The sequence below is a fragment of the Pseudomonas sp. Au-Pse12 genome (assembly GCF_021341665.1).
In the GTDB taxonomy this organism is placed as follows: Bacteria; Pseudomonadota; Gammaproteobacteria; order Pseudomonadales; family Pseudomonadaceae; genus Aquipseudomonas.
Genome location: NZ_JAJTTH010000015.1, coordinates 14762 through 29557, shown reverse-complemented (window position 1 = coordinate 29557; position 14796 = coordinate 14762). Strand labels below are relative to the sequence as shown.

Here is a 14796-nt window from a genome sequence, read left to right as displayed (position 1 = left end):
AGAAACCGCTGCCGGCGATGGCGATCTTACGAGCGCCTTCGCCGGCAAGCCGACTCCTACAATGGTTTTTGACCGTACCAACGCGGCGTGTACACCCACTCGCCGCCCTCGGCCCGGGGGAACACGCAGGTGGTGGAAGAACCCACCAGCACCATGGTGCGCATGTCCACCTGCGCCGGGGTCAGCTCACCCAGGGTGATGACACGCAGGGTCTGGCCAGGGCGGCCAATGTCTCGCCCCAATACCACCGGGGTTTGCGGCGTGCGGTGCTGGCGCACGATCTCCAGGGCCCGGCCCAGCTGCCAGGGCCGCGAGCGGGAAATCGGGTTGTAGAAGGCCAGGGCCAAATCGGCCTGGGAGGCGAGGTCCAGACGCTTCTCGATGATGTCCCAGGGCTTGAGGTTGTCCGACAGCGACAGCACGCAGAAGTCATGACCCAGCGGTGCACCGGCCTGGGCCGCAGTGGCCAGGGACGCGGAAACCCCGGGAAGGATCTCCAGGTCGACCCTGTGCCACGCCGGATCGCTGGATTCGTGCAGGGCTTCGAGCACCGCCGCAGCCATGGCGAACACGCCCGGGTCGCCGGACGACACCACCACCACCGAACGGCCTTGCGCCGCCAGTTCAAAGGCGTGACGGGCGCGCTGCATTTCTTCGCGGTTGTCGGTGCAGTGCATGACCTGATCGGCGCGGAACGGGCCGGCCATGCGCACGTAGGTTTCATAACCCAGAATGTCGTTGGCCCGGGCCAGTTCGGCTTTCACCGCCGGCACCATGAGTTCGGCGGCGCCCGGGCCGAGGCCGATCACGGCCAGGCGACCGCGGGGACGGCCGATCTGCTCGGGGTCCAGGGGCTGGTTGGCCACGGCAATGGCAATCTCGTCGCCGACCTTCAGCGGCGGCAGCAATTGCGGCACGGCCTGTTGCGCCAGTTCGGCGACACTGTCGGCGGCCGGCAGGAAGCGCAGCGGTACGCCCAGTTGCGCCGCCGCCTGGTGCAGCGCGCGGTTGGCCATGTCGCTGTCGGCGGCCAGCAGGCAGGCCACGGACTGCGCGGCAATTCGCGCCTGATGCAGGGCCTGGCGGATCGACGTGGCGAGCTCGGTATCGCCTTCGCCCGCACGCTGGCTGCCACGGCAAGCGACGAGGACGCTGCGAGGGTAGATCAGCAGCTCGTTGGCCGCAGGTTCACGCTCGGCGGAACCGACCCGGATGGTCAGCCGGGCCTGGTCGTCCTCGGGCAGCTTCGCCGCGGCCAGCCACGGGGCTGCGCCTTCGATGCGCACGCTTTCGCCACCCAGCAGGTCGGAAACGAAACGCTTGCCCAGTTCCAGGTCGCCCAGGGCATAACCGCTGGGCGGGTTGAGCAGGCACGTGCCGAAGCGCAGTTCACCACTGGTGGTAATGGCCGCCGCCACGCCAAGGCCCGCAGCGATTTCTCGGGCCATGACATTGACCCCGCCCAAGCCACCCAGCAGCGGCACCACGGCACTGCCGTCCTCGGCCACCGCCAGCACCGGCGGCTCGGCGCCCTTTTCCAGCAGCAACGGTGCCAGGGTGCGGATGACGATACCGGCCGCGCACAGGGCGATGATCGGCGTGTCCTGTTGATACAACTGGCGCAGCGTCGCGCCGAATTCGTGGTAGATCCGATCGGCGCCTTCGACCCGCTCCGCCAGACCGTGGATCAACGAGTCGGGGTACAGCCGCTGGATCTGCCGCGCGGTGTCGAGGCTGCCTTGGCCCAGGATGACGATGGCCGGAGTTGAACGGGCCATCAGCCTTGCCACCTTTCGCCGGGCACGATGATCAGCGAGAAGTACGGCGAGGACATCGGCTCCACTTCATCCAGCGGCACGATCTTCTGGTTGGCCATGGTGGCGCGCTCGACATACAGCGCCCGCTGCGCCAGCCCCAGCTCTTCGAGGACCTGACGCACCTTGGGGAAGTTGCGCCCCAGCTTCATCACCACCGCCGCATCGGCATCCGCCAGGCGACGCTTGAGTTCGTCATGCGGCAGCACCCCGGAAAGCACCGACAGGCTCTGGTTGCGATACACCAATGGCGCGCCCAGTACCGAGGCGCCGCCCAGCATCGAGCACACCCCCGGCACCACTTCGGCCTGGTAACGCTCGGCCAGGCGATCGTGCAGGTACATGTAGGAACCGTAGAAGAACGGGTCGCCTTCGCAGATCACCGCCACGTCGCGGCCAGCGTCCAGATGCTTCGCCAGCTCTTCGCTGGCGCTGTCGTAGAAGTCGCTGATCACTTGTTCGTAGGACAGCGGCGCCGGCAGCACTTCGGTGGTGACCGGGTAGACCAGGGGCAGCAGGGTCTGGGCCTGTTGCAGGTGCCCTTCGATGATGCCGAAGGCATTGCCTTTCTTGCCCTTGGCCACGAAGTAGGCCACCACCGGCGACTCGCGCAGCAGGCGCAGGGCCTTCAAGGTAATCAGTTCCGGGTCACCGGGGCCCACGCCAAGGCCGATCAAACGTCCAGGTTGCTGCATCATTCGATCTCCGTGGCCAGGGCGTTGACCGCAGCCGCGGCCATGGCGCTACCGCCCAGGCGGCCCTGCATGATCACGAAAGGCACGCCGCGGCTGTTGGCGGCGAGCATCGCCTTGGATTCGGCGGCGCCCACGAAACCCACCGGAAAGCCGAGGATCAGCGCCGGCTTCGGCGCACCGGCATCGAGCATCTCCAGCAGGTAGAACAATGCAGTAGGCGCATTGCCAATCACCACCACGCTGCCTTCCAGGTGCGGGCGCCACAGCTCCAGGGCCGCCGCCGAACGGGTATTGCCCAGCTCCCGGGCCAGCTGCGGCACGCTGTCGTCGCGCAGGGTGCAGATCACCTCGTTGTTGGCGGGCAGGCGGGCCCGGGTAATGCCCTCGGACACCATCCGCGCATCGCAGAGGATCGGCGCCCCCGCGGCCAGAGCCTCACGCCCGGCCCGGCCGGCCCCGTCGGAAAACTGCAGGCCATCAATGGCCTCGACCATGCCGCAGGCATGGATCACCCGCACGGCGAGTTTCTCCAGGTCGGCCGGAATGCGTTCCAGCCTGGCTTCTTCGCGAATGATCGCGAAGGAGTTGCGATAGATCTCCTGACCGTCGCGGATGTAATCAATCATCGGTGTTGCTCCGTGGGCGGGCATCGAGCAATGCCTCTGCCGCTTCAATAGAAAGGTTGCGTGCGTGCAGCGTGCCGAAACCCGGCAGCGCTGCATCGCGCAAATACACGTCGTAGCGTCCCGGGGCCACCGCCAGCAGAGTGGTCGGTGCCACATGGGCGGCGGCGCAGGAGCGCGGGCAGGCGGACAGGTGCACGTCCGGTTGGCGCCCCTGGCGCTGGAGCAGGGCCGCCAGTTGCAGGGCATCGTTTTTGGTGTCGGCCAGGGCCTTGCCGCAGCCACTGGAGCCGGTGCAGGCAATCAGGTGAGCCAGGGCCTGATCCGGGCTGCACAGCAGGCCCAGTTGGGCCAGGCCGGCAGTGACCGCCGGTGCATCGGCCACGGCAATCGATGGCAGCAGCAGGCTCTGCCAGGGCGTCAGGCGCAGGCTGGCGTCGCCGTATTGCTCGGCCAGCTGTGCCGCGCCCTTGAGCATGGCCGGGTCGAGGCGGCCCAGGGGCGTGCCCGCGCCGACATAGACCCGCCCGGGCTCGGCCTGTGGATAAGTGCCGATGTGTCGCGGCGCGGCACCGGCCGGGCGCCGCCAGCCATCGACATTCAACAGCGGGCAGCTCAGGCGGGGGGCCAGTTGGGCAAGAAAATCCGCCAGCGAAACGTCCGTCAGCAGATGGCGCATGCGCGTCTGCTCCGGCCGCGCCAAGTCGAGAAACAGCTCCAGCACCGCCACCAGCAGTGCGTGCCCGTGAGCCAGGGGCACCGCTGCCAGGGGTTTATCCACAGGGCAGCCGGCCAGGCCGAACGCCAGCAACAACTGCCCCTCGCGCTCAAGGGCCGACAGCCACAGGTCGTGGTGATGTTCGAGCATCGCCAGGGCCTCGCCACCGTCGAGTTGCACGGCGAACTTGGCCGACAGCTCAGGGAACCGCGGGTGGCTCTGCAAGGTGTCGAGGATGTGCGCGGCCAGGGGCCGGGTGTCGATCAGCCGCTGCCGGTCAATCCCGGCACTGGGGCTGAGCATCAGGTTGCGCACGTCGTCGCCCGCCGCGGTAGTCGGCCCCAGCCCGGCGGCCAGCAGCGCGCCGATCAACGCCTGATGCTCTGCGCCGATGCCACGAATCTGCAGGTTGGCGCGGTTGGTCGCCTCGATCACTCCGCCGGCATAGGCCTGTGCCGCCTCGGCCACCGCCACCGCCTGAGCCGCGCTGATGGCGCCACCGGCCAGCTTGATCCGGCAAATGCCGCCGTCCAGCGCCGGGACGATGCGCAACAACCCCGGACAGGCCGAGGGGCGAATGGCAGTAGACAACGGGCGTTCGTTCAAAGGGGCGACCGGCAGTGTGGGAAAAGCGCTTCGTCAGCGAAGGCGCGGTATTATGCCTGCTTTGTCCGAAGGCATGAAAAGCCTGCCTGTCGGAACAACAGGTTTTGCGCTCGAGGAATGTAGATGTCGCCCTGGCTGACAGTAGTGGGAATCGGTGAAGACGGCTTCAAGGGCCTGGGCAGGAATGCCCGCCACGCGCTGCTGGGCGCCACGCGGATCGTCGGCGCCCAGCGCCAGCTGGATCTGCTGCCGTCGTGCATCCGTGGCGAGCGCCAGCTGTGGCCCAGCCCGTTTTCCCTGGCGCCGGTGCTGGGCCTGCGCGGAACGGCGGTCTGCGTACTGGCCAGCGGCGACCCCATGCTGTTCGGCGTCGGCGCCAGCCTGGCGCGGCAACTGCCCCCGGAGGAAATCCAGGTTCTGCCTTTCCCCTCCTCCTATTCCCTGGCCGCCGCCCGCCTGGGCTGGCCATTGCAGGACGTCGTCACGCTGTCGGTGGTGGCGCGGCCGATCAGCGCGCTCAACGCCCAACTGTCCAGTGGCGTGCGCCTGCTGGTGCTGAGCAATGACGGCAGCAGCCCGGCGGCCATCGCCGGGCTGCTGCGCGAACGCGGCTTCGGCCCGAGCCGGATCAGCGTGCTGGAACACCTGGGCGGCCCCCTGGAGCGACGCATCGACGGCACCGCCAACGACTGGAACGACCCGCTGCTTGCCGACCTCAACTTGCTGGCCATCGAGTGCCGGGCCGAGGCCGGCACTCCGCGCCTGTCACGGCTCGCCGGCCTGCCGGACGCCGCCTTTCGCCACGACGGCCAGTTGACCAAGCGCGACATGCGCGCCATGACCCTGGCGCGCCTGGCGCCGGTGCCCGGCGAGCTGCTCTGGGACGTCGGCGCCGGCAGTGGCTCCATCGGCATCGAGTGGATGCGCGCCCACCCCAGTTGCCGCGCCCTGGCCATTGAGGCCGACGACGGCCGCCAGCAACTGATCGAACACAACCGCGAGGTGCTCGGGGTGCCCGGGCTGCAACTGATTCGCGGCCGTGCGCCCCAGGCCCTCGCGGGGCTGGAACGCCCGGATGCCATTTTCATCGGCGGCGGCGTCACCCGCGAAGGCGTCCTGCAAACCTGCTGGGAGCAGCTCAAGCCCGGTGGGCGCCTGGTGGCCAACGCCGTGACCCTGCAAAGTGAAATGACCCTGATGGATTGGCGTGAGCGCCACGGCGGCGAACTGACCCGCATCCACATCGCCCAGGCTCAACCGCTGGGAGAGTTCGACACTTGGCGCCAGGCCCTGCCGATCACCCTACTGGACCTGAGCAAAGCCCTGGACGCGCCATGACCCGTATTCTGCTGCTGGGCGGGGTCACCGAGGCCCTGGCCATCGCCCGTACCCTGGGCCCGCAACATACCTACAGCCTGGCCGGGGTCGGCCGGGTGCCCAGCGACTTGCAATGCCAGGTGCGGGTCGGCGGCTATGGCGGTGCCGAGGGGCTGGCGCGCTACATCAGCGAACAGCAGATCAGCCTGCTGCTGGATGCCACCCACCCTTACGCGGCGCAGATCAGCGCCAACGCGGTGGCCGCCGCCGCCCTCGCCGGGGTGCCCTGCTGGGCCTTGCGGCGCCCGGCCTGGCAGCCGCAGGCGGGTGACGATTGGCGCGAGATCGCCGGTTGGGATCACCTGATGCAAGCGCTGCGGCCCTTCAAGCGGCCGCTGTTCACCCTGGGCCGCGAGCCGTTGCAGCACCTGGATGACATTCCGCCCGGGCAGTTCTGGACCCTGCGTGCCCTGGACTCCTGCCCCGGCAACGAGCGTTGCGAAATCATCGGGGCCCGCGGGCCCTTCCTGCTCGAAGACGAACGCCAGCTGTTCGCCCGGCGCGACATCGACGTGCTGATCAGCAAGAACAGCGGCAGCAGCGCCACCGAGCCCAAGCTGGAAGTCGCCCGCGAACGCGGCATACCGGTGCTGATCCTCAAGCGCCCGGTGCTGCCCGAAGCCGATCGCCACTTCGGCAGCGTGGCCGAGTTGCTGCTGGCCCTGGGCTCGCCGGACAAAACCTGACAGGCAAAACCGCAGCGCCCCACAAACACTTGGGAGGCCCCTGGCAGCGCGCTGCCAACTCCATGCTTTAGCCTCCTTGGAGAGCCTCAATGGCGCCGGCTCCGCTCGTCGCCTGATTGAGCTGCACGCGGGCAAATGGGTTGCCACGCCGTATCCCAAGGAATACATTCGCCATGTACGTCTTCGAGCAGACCCTGGAGTTCAGCCGCTGGCTCCTGCACCTGAAGGACCCGCAAGGCAAAACCCGTGTACTGGCCAGGATCCGCGCCGCCCAACTGGGCCGTTTCGGCGACTGCGAACCACTGGGTGGAGGCGTCTACGAAATGCGCATCCACCGGGGCCCCGGCTACCGGGTGTACTTCTCACGCCGGGGCACAGTGATCTATCTGCTGTTGATCGGCGGCGACAAGGCCACCCAGAAACGCGATATCCAACGGGCCAGGCAACTGGCCCACGACCTCAAGAGCGAGGCTTGAAACATGCACACCCCAGTCACCCGCTTCGACGCGGCGGAATACCTCAAGACCCCTGAAGACATGGTCGCCTACCTCGACGCCTGCTTCGAGGAAGACACCGGCGACGGCAAGCTGATCCGCGCCGCCCTCAACGACATCGCTCGCGCTCGCGGCATGACCCAGGTCGCCCGCGATACCGGCCTGGGTCGTGAGAGCCTGTACAAGGCCCTGGGCAGCCAGGGCAATCCCGAGTTCGCGACTATCATCAAGGTCATGAAGGCGCTCGGGCTCAAGCTCCACGTCAGCCCGGCCTGAACTGGCACTGCGACACCACACCGCATACGCTGCTTTTTTACTTATCCACAGCGATCAGGCTAAATACCCGCCTGATCGCTCAACCGACGGATCGTCCCCATGTCCCGACAACGGCTCGCATTTGCCTGGATCGCCTGCTTCGCAGTGCTGTTCAACATGCTTGCCATGCCGCTTTCAGGGGCCATGCAGCGCAACGATCCGGGGCTGAACGAACAACTGCTGTGGGGCAGTTTCTGCTCGTCCACCGGCACCAAGCTGGTGGCCATTTCCCTGGGCAAGCTCGACCAGCAGGCCCCACAGAACGACGACCATTCGGCCATGCAGCACTGCTGGTGCTGCTCCGGCTCGCCGCCACTGGTGGCCTTGCCCGGGCACGTTCCCCAGCTGTATGTCACGCGTTTCGCCGCCCGGCCGGGCGCGCCGCAACCGCAGATCGAAATGCTCACCCTGCGCCAGCAATGGCCCAGCCTGAACCCCGGTGCACCGCCTCTGGCATGATTCCCTTTCGCAAGTGATCTGCGTCTTTGAATCGTTCTGGAGAACCCTCATGTTCAAACCATCCCTGGTCAAGCAATCCCTGCTGCTGGCCGCACTGCTGCTGCCTGCCTGTTTCGCCACCGCCCACGACTACAAGGCTGGCGAGCTGCAGATCGCCCATCCCTGGTCCCAGGAACTGCCGCCGAACGCGCCGACCGTGGCCGCGTACTTCGTGGTGCACAACCCGAGCAAGAACGCCGACACCCTGCTCAGCGTCGACTCGCCGATTGCCGGCAAGGCCGAGCTGCACGAGCACGTCAAGCAAGGCGACATGATGAAGATGCAACAGGTGGCCAAGGTGGCGGTACCCGCTGACGGCGAGGTGACCTTCGCTCCCATGGGCTACCACGTGATGCTGATGGAGCTCAAGGACCGCAGCCTGCTCACCGACGGCAAGCGTTTCCCGCTGACCCTGCACTTCGAGAAGGCCGGCAATGTCACGGTCGAGGTGGCGGTACAGAAACAGGCGCCGGATGGCATGCAAGGGCATATGCACGCCCAGTAAGCACTGACCGGTCCTCACCGTGAACGCTCCGCACGCGCCTGGCCGCGGGCGGTCCATGCCACGTCGCAGCTCCCTGGGAGTTCGACGCGGCAGCTGGATCAGCCTGTTCGCCATGCTGATGATCTTTATCGGCCCGCTGATTTCCCAGTCGATGCCGATGGATCACGCGATGCCGATGAACCTGTCCGTCGCCATGGACATGAGCGACGGCGCGCCCGGCTGCCACGGTGAAACTCCGCACCCTGCACAACAGGGCAAATCCCAGGGCGAGCAACATGTGCTCTGGGAGAAATGCGGCTATTGCAGCCTGCTGTTCAATTGCCCGGCGCTGCCTTCGGGGCTGACATTCACCGCCCTGGCGACGCCCCCCAGCCACTCGTTCCTGATCCCCGCCACGCGCCTGGGCCACGCCCGGCAGACCGTGTTCCCCGGCGCCCTGACCCGCGCCCCACCGATCCCCGCCTGAGTCCCCTGCTCATCTCACACGGCCGGCTGTCAACGCGACAGACGCGTACCCGCGGCCGTGTCATTCAAGACTGATCGATGGAACCTCTATGTTTTCTGCTGACACTCGCCTGGGCGTTGCCCAGCCATCCAAGCCCTTTGCCCTGAACCCTTCGCGCCTGCGCTTCAACCACGCCCTGGCAGTGCTCTGCGGCGTACTGCTGACGCCCCTGGCCCAGGCCGACGAAGCGATGGACCACGCCCAACACAGCACCGAACTGAGCCCGACGGTGATCACCGCCGTCGCCCCAAGCTCGCCGCTGACCGTGGTCACCAACCCCAAGGACCCGCGCCAACCGGTCCCGGCCAGTGACGGCGGCGACTACCTGAAAACCATTCCCGGCTTTGCCCTGGTGCGCAACGGCGGCACCAACGGCGACCCGGTGCTGCGCGGCATGTTCGGCTCGCGGCTGAACATCCTGACCAACGGCGGCATGATCCTCGGCGCCTGCCCCGGGCGCATGGATGCACCCACCTCCTATATCTCCCCGGAAACCTACGATCGCCTGACCGTGATCAAGGGCCCGCAAACCGTGCTCTGGGGCCCGGGCGCCTCGGCCGGCACGGTGCTCTTCGAACGTGAGCCGGAACACTTTGGCGAACTCGGCACCCGGGTCAACGCCAGCCTGCTGGCGGGCTCCAACGGCCGCTTCGACAAGACCCTGGACGCCGCCGCCGGCGGGCCCCTGGGTTATGTACGGGTGATCGGCAACACCGCTCAAGCTGACGACTACAAAGACGGCAACCACGACACCGTGGCCTCGCGCTACGACAAGTGGAACGGTGACGTGGCCCTGGGCTGGACCCCGGACGCCGACACCCTGCTGGAGCTCACCGCCGGCAAGGGCGACGGCGAAGCCCGCTCCGCCGGGCGCGGCATGGACGGTTCGCAGTTCAAGCGCGAAAGCCTGGGCCTGCGCTTCGAGAAATCCAACCTCGGCGAGGTGCTGGACAAGGTCGAGGCCCAGGTCTACTACAACTACGCCGACCACGTGATGGACAACTACAGCCTGCGCACACCGTCCGGCACCGGGATGATGGCCGGCCCCATGGCTTCCAACGTCGACCGCCGCACCCTCGGCGCGCGGATCAAGGCCACCTGGCGCTGGGCCGACCTGCAGCTGATCAGCGGCCTGGATGCCCAGACCAACGAACATCGCGCCCGGGCCAGCAGCGGCATCGATACCTACAAGCAACTGCCCCGCACCAAGGATGCCGACTTCCACAACTACGGCGCCTTCGGCGAACTGACCTGGTACGCCGCCGAGCGTGATCGCCTGATCACCGGCGCGCGCCTGGACCGCGCTTCGGCCAAGGACTATCGCGAGCGCATCGGCTCGGGAATGATGAGCCGCGCCAACCCCACCGCCGGCGACACCCGCGCCGACACCCTGCCCAGCGGCTTCGTGCGCTACGAGCATGACCTGGCCGACAGCCCGACCACGCTCTACGTGGGCCTTGGCCACACCCAGCGCTTCCCCGACTACTGGGAGCTGTTCTCGCCGAAAATGGGCCCGGCCGGCTCGCTGAACGCCTTCGATTCGATCAAGCCGGAAAAGACCACCCAGCTGGACTTCGGCCTGCAATACCAGGGTCAGGACCTGGAAGCCTGGGCCTCGGGCTACATCGGCCAGGTGCGCGACTACATCCTCTTCGACTACAACGCCAGGATGATGAACATGAGCACCTCCCAGGCCGAGAACATCGACGCGCGGATCATGGGCGGTGAACTGGGCGCGGCCTACAAGCTGACCTCCAACTGGAAAGCCGATGCGACCCTGGCCTACGCCTGGGGCAAGAACAGCAGCGATGGCAAGGCCCTGCCGCAGATGCCGCCGCTGGATGCGCGCTTCGGCCTGACCTACAGCGAGGACGACTGGAGCGCCGGGGCCTTGTGGCGGGTAGTGGCGGCGCAAAACCGCATCGACCTGAACAAGGGCAACGTGGTCGGCAAGGACTTCGGCAAGAGCGGTGGCTTCGGCGTGTTCTCCCTCAACGGCGCCTACCGGGTGACCAAGAACCTCAAGCTCAGCACCGGGGTCGACAACCTGTTCGGCAAGGCCTACGCCGAGCACCTGAACCTGGCGGGCAACGCCGGCTTCGGCTACCCGGCCGATGATCCCCAGGCGATCAAGGAGCCCGGACGCACCCTCTGGACCAAGGTCGACCTGAGCTTCTGATCCCCCTTCGCCGGCACGCCGGCTCCTTACCGCAGGAGCTGGCTGGCCGGCGAACAGCCCCCATAAGAAAAGATCCACTGCCCTGCGGAGCGTTCCCCGATGAGTCGACCCAACGTGTCTTTCTACAACCTGGCCTGGCGCTGGCATTTCTACGCCGGGCTGTTCGTGGCGCCATTCATGGTGATGCTGGCCCTGACCGGCATCGTCTATCTGTTCAAGCCGCAACTGGACCCCTTGATGTACGGCAGCCTGCTCAAGGTTCCCGGCGGCCATCACAGCCTCAGCGCCGATGAGCTGCTGCAACGGGTGCAAGCGGCCTATCCCCACGGCCATATCAAGCAGTACCTGCCCCCCATCGATGCCGAACGCAGTGCGCAGTTCGTGGTGCAGGACGCCGGCCAGGAACTCAATGTGTTCATCGACCCCTACCACGGCGACGTGCTCGGCGAGCAGGATGCCAAGCGCAACCTGCAGGCCGTGGCCCGGGCCATTCACGGTGAGCTGATGATCGGCACCGTCGGCGACCGGCTGGTGGAACTGGCCGCGGGCTGGGGCATCGTCCTGGTGGTCTCGGGCCTGTACCTGTGGTGGCCGCGAGGCCAGTCCTCGGCGGGGGTGCTGTGGCCGCGCTTCAGCGCTCGCGGCCGCCTGTTCTGGCGTGACCTGCACAGTGTGCTGGGTTTCTGGGGCGCGGCATTCCTGTTGCTGATGCTGCTCAGCGGCATGACCTGGACCGGCTTCTGGGGCAAGCAGTACGCCGACCTGTGGAACCGCTTCCCGGCGGCCATGTGGAACGACGTGCCGACCTCCGACCAGCAGGCCCGGGAACTCAATAGCGCCACGCGCCAGACCGTGCCCTGGGCCCTGGAGAACACCCCGCTGCCGATGTCCGGCGACCACGCCGAACACATGGCTCACACCAGCACCGACGCCGCCCCGGCAGCGCCGTCCATCAGCCTGCAGGCGGTGCAGGACATCGCCCGTCAGCGCCAGGTCGAAGCGGGCTACAGCATCACCCTGCCGAGCACGGCCACGGGCGTGTTCACCATCGCCGTGTTCGCCGATGACCCGCGCAACGATGCCACCCTGCATGTCGACCAGTACACCGGCAAGGTCCTGGCCGACGTGCGCTGGCAGCATTACAGCAACGTTGCCCGGGCCACCGAGCTGGGGGTGATGCTGCACGAGGGCAAGATGTTCGGCCGCTTCAACCAGATCGCGGTGCTGGTGGTGTGCCTGATGATCCTGCTCAGTGCCGTGAGCGGCATCGTCATCTGGTGGAAGCGTCGTCCCCAGGGTCGACTCGGCGTCCCGCCACTGCGTCACGACCTGCCGAAATGGAAAACCGCGACCCTGATCATGGCGCTGCTGGCCCTGGCCTTTCCGTTGGTCGGGGCCTCGCTGATTGCCGTGTGGCTGCTGGATCGGCTGCTGCTTTCACGCTTCAACCGCGGCCCTGAATCTGCTTCATCTTCAACATGAACCAGCCGAGATGCGCGTTCCAGAGGGCTCTGTAGAATTTCTGCGCTTTAGTCATGCACAGTTATAATGTTATTTTATAACACTAAAGTGTAAGATCCCGGCCCGCAGTTCCCCACTGCGGGTACCCCTCGAAGAAGTGATTCACCGTCCCGATGAACAAGTACCTGCTGCCCAGCCTTTGCCTGATCACCCTGCCCGTCCTGGCCCAGGTGGACGCCTCTGCCCCTGCCTTGGCCTTGCCCGCCGGGACCATTTCAGCCCCGGCCAGCGAGGCCGACGACAGCGTCAGCCTGAAGACCCCCACCAGCGCCGGTTCGCGCCTGAACCTGAGCGCCCTGGAAACCCCAGCCAGCACCGACAGCCTGAGTGGCGAACGGATCCGCGCCCGGGGCGATCGCAGCATTCAGGACGCGGTATCGCGCAGCACCGGCATCAGCCGCACCGGCACCCCGGGGGACGGCGGCACGTCGCTGTCGGCACGGGGCTTTACCGGACAAAGCTCGGTGATGCAGTTGTATGACGGCAACCGCCTGTACACCGGCATGGGCACCGTGACCTTCCCGGTGGACACCTGGGCAGTGGAACGGGTCGACGTGCTGCGTGGCCCGGCCTCGGTGCTGTATGGCGAAGGCGCCACCGGCGCGGTGATCAACACCCTCCCGAAAAAGCCCTTCAGCGGCGCGATCGAAAACCACCTGCGCCTGGGCTATGGCTCCTTCGATCGCCAGCAGCAGGCCCTGGACAGCGGCGGTTCCCTGAGCGACACCCTGAGCTACCGGCTCAACCTCAACCGCGAGCGCAGCAATGGCTGGATCGACCGTGGCGATTCCTCCGGCGACTTCGTCAGCGCCGCCCTGCGCTGGCAAGCCCGCGACGACCTGGCCTTCACCCTGGCCCACGACTACGGCGACCAGAACCCGATGAACAACTTCGGCACGCCGCTGATCGACGGGCGTTTGCACAAGCGCCTGCGGGACAAGAACTACAACGTCGGCAATGACCAGCAGCACTACAACGACCAGTGGACGCGCCTGACCAGTGAATGGCAGATCTCCGACACCCTCAGTGCCAGCAACGAGCTGTACTACCTCAAGGTCCAGCGCCGCTGGCAGAACGCCGAGAACTACAACTACGACCCGGCCAGCCGGCAACTGACCCGCAGCGGCAACTACGGCATCGGCCACCAGCAGGAACAGGTCGGCGACCGCCAGACCTTCACCTTCAAGCACACAGTGTTCGGCCTCGACAGCCAGACCCTGGCCGGGGTCGACTACAACCGCATCCGCTTCCACATGAAGAGCAACTCGCCCTTCACCGACCGTTTTACCGACGGCCAGCCAGTGGATCTGTACCACCCGGCCCCGGGCGACTTCGCCAGCGCCAGCCCCTACCGCGACCAGTTCAAGACCACCACCCGGCAGATGTCGCTGTTCGCCGAAAACCGCCTGCAGCTCAGCGAGCGCTGGTCCCTGGTGACCGGCGCACGTCGCGACTATGTGCATATCGACCGCGATGACCTGAAGGACGGTTCGCGGGACGACAAGACCCTGACCGGCAACAACTGGAAGGCCGGGCTGGTGTTCGCCGTGACTCCCGACACTTCGCTCTATGGCCTGTACGCCACCAGCACCGACGGCGTCGGCGGGCTGATTTCCCTGAGCAAGAGCCAGCAGCAATTCGACCTGTCCACCGCCAAACAGACCGAGATCGGCCTCAAGCAGATGTTCTGGGACCAACGTGGCGAATGGACCCTGGCGGCCTACCACATCGTCAAGAAGAAGCTGTTGACCGACGTTCCGGGCGACCCGCAACACAAACAGCAAGTGGGCCAGCAATCCTCCAACGGCCTGGAAGCCAGCCTGGAGCTGCAACTGCCCCAGGCCTGGCAACTGCAGGCCAACGCCGCCCTCGTTCGCGCCCAGTACGACGACTTCAAGCAGGACATCAACGGCGTGCAAGTCTCCCGCGACGGCAATCGCCCGGTGGACGTGCCACGCCGTACCGCCAACCTGTGGCTGAGCAAGGCCCTCAACGATGACCTGCGGGCCGGCGCCGGGGTGCGTTACGTGGATGCGCGCTACGCCGACCAGGCCAACCGCAACGAACTGCCCAGCTACACCGTGGTCGACGCCAACCTGTCGTGGAAAGCCCTGCCCAATACCACCCTGGGCCTGCAATTGAACAACCTGTTTGACCGCCAGTACGCACAAAGCCAATACAATGACGGCCAGCAATGGATTCTCGGCGAGCCGCGCTCGTTGTTCGTCACCGCTGACTACACCTTTTAACCTCACCGGCT

The 14796-nt window shown here is 66.6% G+C and carries 14 protein-coding genes; 10 read left to right on the top strand and 4 right to left on the bottom strand.

The window, feature by feature from the left end; all coding sequences use genetic code 11:
* Nucleotides 1-56: 56 nt before the first annotated feature.
* From cobJ to cobG, 4 genes are read right to left on the bottom strand one after another with little or no spacing between them, the layout of a single operon-like run.
* Entirely contained in the window at nucleotides 57-1778 is a 1722-nt protein-coding gene (gene cobJ / locus LXM55_RS29665) for a precorrin-3B C(17)-methyltransferase (RefSeq protein WP_233323677.1), read from the bottom strand.
* The gene (locus LXM55_RS29660; RefSeq protein WP_233323750.1) at nucleotides 1778-2509 is read right to left on the bottom strand and encodes a precorrin-2 C(20)-methyltransferase; all 732 of its coding nucleotides are present in this window, start codon (nucleotides 2507-2509) and stop codon (nucleotides 1778-1780) included. Before LXM55_RS29660 ends, cobJ begins: the two co-directional genes overlap by 1 nt.
* Entirely contained in the window at nucleotides 2509-3135 is a 627-nt protein-coding gene (locus LXM55_RS29655; protein ID WP_233323676.1) for a precorrin-8X methylmutase, read from the bottom strand. Before LXM55_RS29655 ends, LXM55_RS29660 begins: the two co-directional genes overlap by 1 nt.
* A complete protein-coding gene (gene cobG / locus LXM55_RS29650) occupies nucleotides 3128-4441 on the bottom strand; it encodes a precorrin-3B synthase (RefSeq protein WP_325169928.1) in 1314 nt (437 codons plus the stop codon). Before cobG ends, LXM55_RS29655 begins: the two co-directional genes overlap by 8 nt.
* 138 nt (nucleotides 4442-4579) lie before the next feature.
* On the opposite strand from cobG, the gene cbiE reads away from it, so the two are divergent.
* The 10 genes from cbiE (at nucleotide 4580) to LXM55_RS29600 (ending at nucleotide 14785) form a co-directional block, all read left to right on the top strand.
* Nucleotides 4580-5794, top strand: a complete 1215-nt coding sequence (cbiE, locus tag LXM55_RS29645) for a precorrin-6y C5,15-methyltransferase (decarboxylating) subunit CbiE (protein WP_233323675.1) — start codon at nucleotides 4580-4582, stop codon at nucleotides 5792-5794.
* Nucleotides 5791-6519: a cobalt-precorrin-6A reductase gene (locus LXM55_RS29640; RefSeq protein ID WP_233323674.1), complete on the top strand. Its 729-nt coding sequence runs from the start codon at nucleotides 5791-5793 to the stop codon at nucleotides 6517-6519. Before cbiE ends, LXM55_RS29640 begins: the two co-directional genes overlap by 4 nt.
* Before the next feature lie 173 nt (nucleotides 6520-6692).
* A complete protein-coding gene (locus tag LXM55_RS29635; RefSeq protein WP_233323673.1) occupies nucleotides 6693-6995 on the top strand; it encodes a type II toxin-antitoxin system RelE/ParE family toxin in 303 nt (100 codons plus the stop codon).
* 3 nt (nucleotides 6996-6998) lie between these two features.
* A complete protein-coding gene (locus LXM55_RS29630) occupies nucleotides 6999-7289 on the top strand; it encodes an addiction module antidote protein (protein ID WP_233323672.1) in 291 nt (96 codons plus the stop codon).
* Between the two features lie 99 nt (nucleotides 7290-7388).
* Nucleotides 7389-7787 carry a DUF2946 domain-containing protein gene (locus LXM55_RS29625; RefSeq protein WP_233323671.1) on the top strand — a complete coding sequence of 133 codons (399 nt, stop codon included), beginning with the start codon at nucleotides 7389-7391 and terminating at the stop codon, nucleotides 7785-7787.
* 49 nt (nucleotides 7788-7836) lie between these two features.
* Nucleotides 7837-8331: a copper chaperone PCu(A)C gene (locus LXM55_RS29620; protein ID WP_233323670.1), complete on the top strand. Its 495-nt coding sequence runs from the start codon at nucleotides 7837-7839 to the stop codon at nucleotides 8329-8331.
* Between the two features lie 55 nt (nucleotides 8332-8386).
* Nucleotides 8387-8797, top strand: a complete 411-nt coding sequence (locus LXM55_RS29615; protein ID WP_233323669.1) for a DUF2946 domain-containing protein — start codon at nucleotides 8387-8389, stop codon at nucleotides 8795-8797.
* Between the two features lie 88 nt (nucleotides 8798-8885).
* Entirely contained in the window at nucleotides 8886-11015 is a 2130-nt protein-coding gene (locus LXM55_RS29610) for a TonB-dependent copper receptor (protein ID WP_233323668.1), read from the top strand.
* A gap of 99 nt (nucleotides 11016-11114) precedes the next feature.
* Nucleotides 11115-12497: a PepSY-associated TM helix domain-containing protein gene (locus LXM55_RS29605; protein ID WP_233323667.1), complete on the top strand. Its 1383-nt coding sequence runs from the start codon at nucleotides 11115-11117 to the stop codon at nucleotides 12495-12497.
* Between the two features lie 152 nt (nucleotides 12498-12649).
* Nucleotides 12650-14785, top strand: coding sequence for a TonB-dependent receptor (locus LXM55_RS29600; RefSeq protein WP_233323666.1), 2136 nt, complete (start codon nucleotides 12650-12652; stop codon nucleotides 14783-14785).
* Nucleotides 14786-14796: the final 11 nt, after the last annotated feature.

Bases quoted from the DNA above. Each gene is read 5' to 3' on its own strand.
- cobJ (WP_233323677.1), bottom strand. From the start codon at position 1,778: ATGGCCCGTTCAACTCCGGCCATCGTCATCCTGGGCCAAGGCAGCCTC.
- LXM55_RS29660 (WP_233323750.1), bottom strand. From the start codon at position 2,509: ATGCAGCAACCTGGACGTTTGATCGGCCTTGGCGTGGGCCCCGGTGAC.
- LXM55_RS29655 (WP_233323676.1), bottom strand. From the start codon at position 3,135: ATGATTGATTACATCCGCGACGGTCAGGAGATCTATCGCAACTCCTTC.
- cbiE (WP_233323675.1), top strand. From the start codon at position 4,580: ATGTCGCCCTGGCTGACAGTAGTGGGAATCGGTGAAGACGGCTTCAAG.
- LXM55_RS29640 (WP_233323674.1), top strand. From the start codon at position 5,791: ATGACCCGTATTCTGCTGCTGGGCGGGGTCACCGAGGCCCTGGCCATC.
- LXM55_RS29635 (WP_233323673.1), top strand. From the start codon at position 6,693: ATGTACGTCTTCGAGCAGACCCTGGAGTTCAGCCGCTGGCTCCTGCAC.
- LXM55_RS29630 (WP_233323672.1), top strand. From the start codon at position 6,999: ATGCACACCCCAGTCACCCGCTTCGACGCGGCGGAATACCTCAAGACC.
- LXM55_RS29625 (WP_233323671.1), top strand. From the start codon at position 7,389: ATGTCCCGACAACGGCTCGCATTTGCCTGGATCGCCTGCTTCGCAGTG.
- LXM55_RS29620 (WP_233323670.1), top strand. From the start codon at position 7,837: ATGTTCAAACCATCCCTGGTCAAGCAATCCCTGCTGCTGGCCGCACTG.
- LXM55_RS29615 (WP_233323669.1), top strand. From the start codon at position 8,387: ATGCCACGTCGCAGCTCCCTGGGAGTTCGACGCGGCAGCTGGATCAGC.
- LXM55_RS29610 (WP_233323668.1), top strand. From the start codon at position 8,886: ATGTTTTCTGCTGACACTCGCCTGGGCGTTGCCCAGCCATCCAAGCCC.
- LXM55_RS29605 (WP_233323667.1), top strand. From the start codon at position 11,115: ATGAGTCGACCCAACGTGTCTTTCTACAACCTGGCCTGGCGCTGGCAT.
- LXM55_RS29600 (WP_233323666.1), top strand. From the start codon at position 12,650: ATGAACAAGTACCTGCTGCCCAGCCTTTGCCTGATCACCCTGCCCGTC.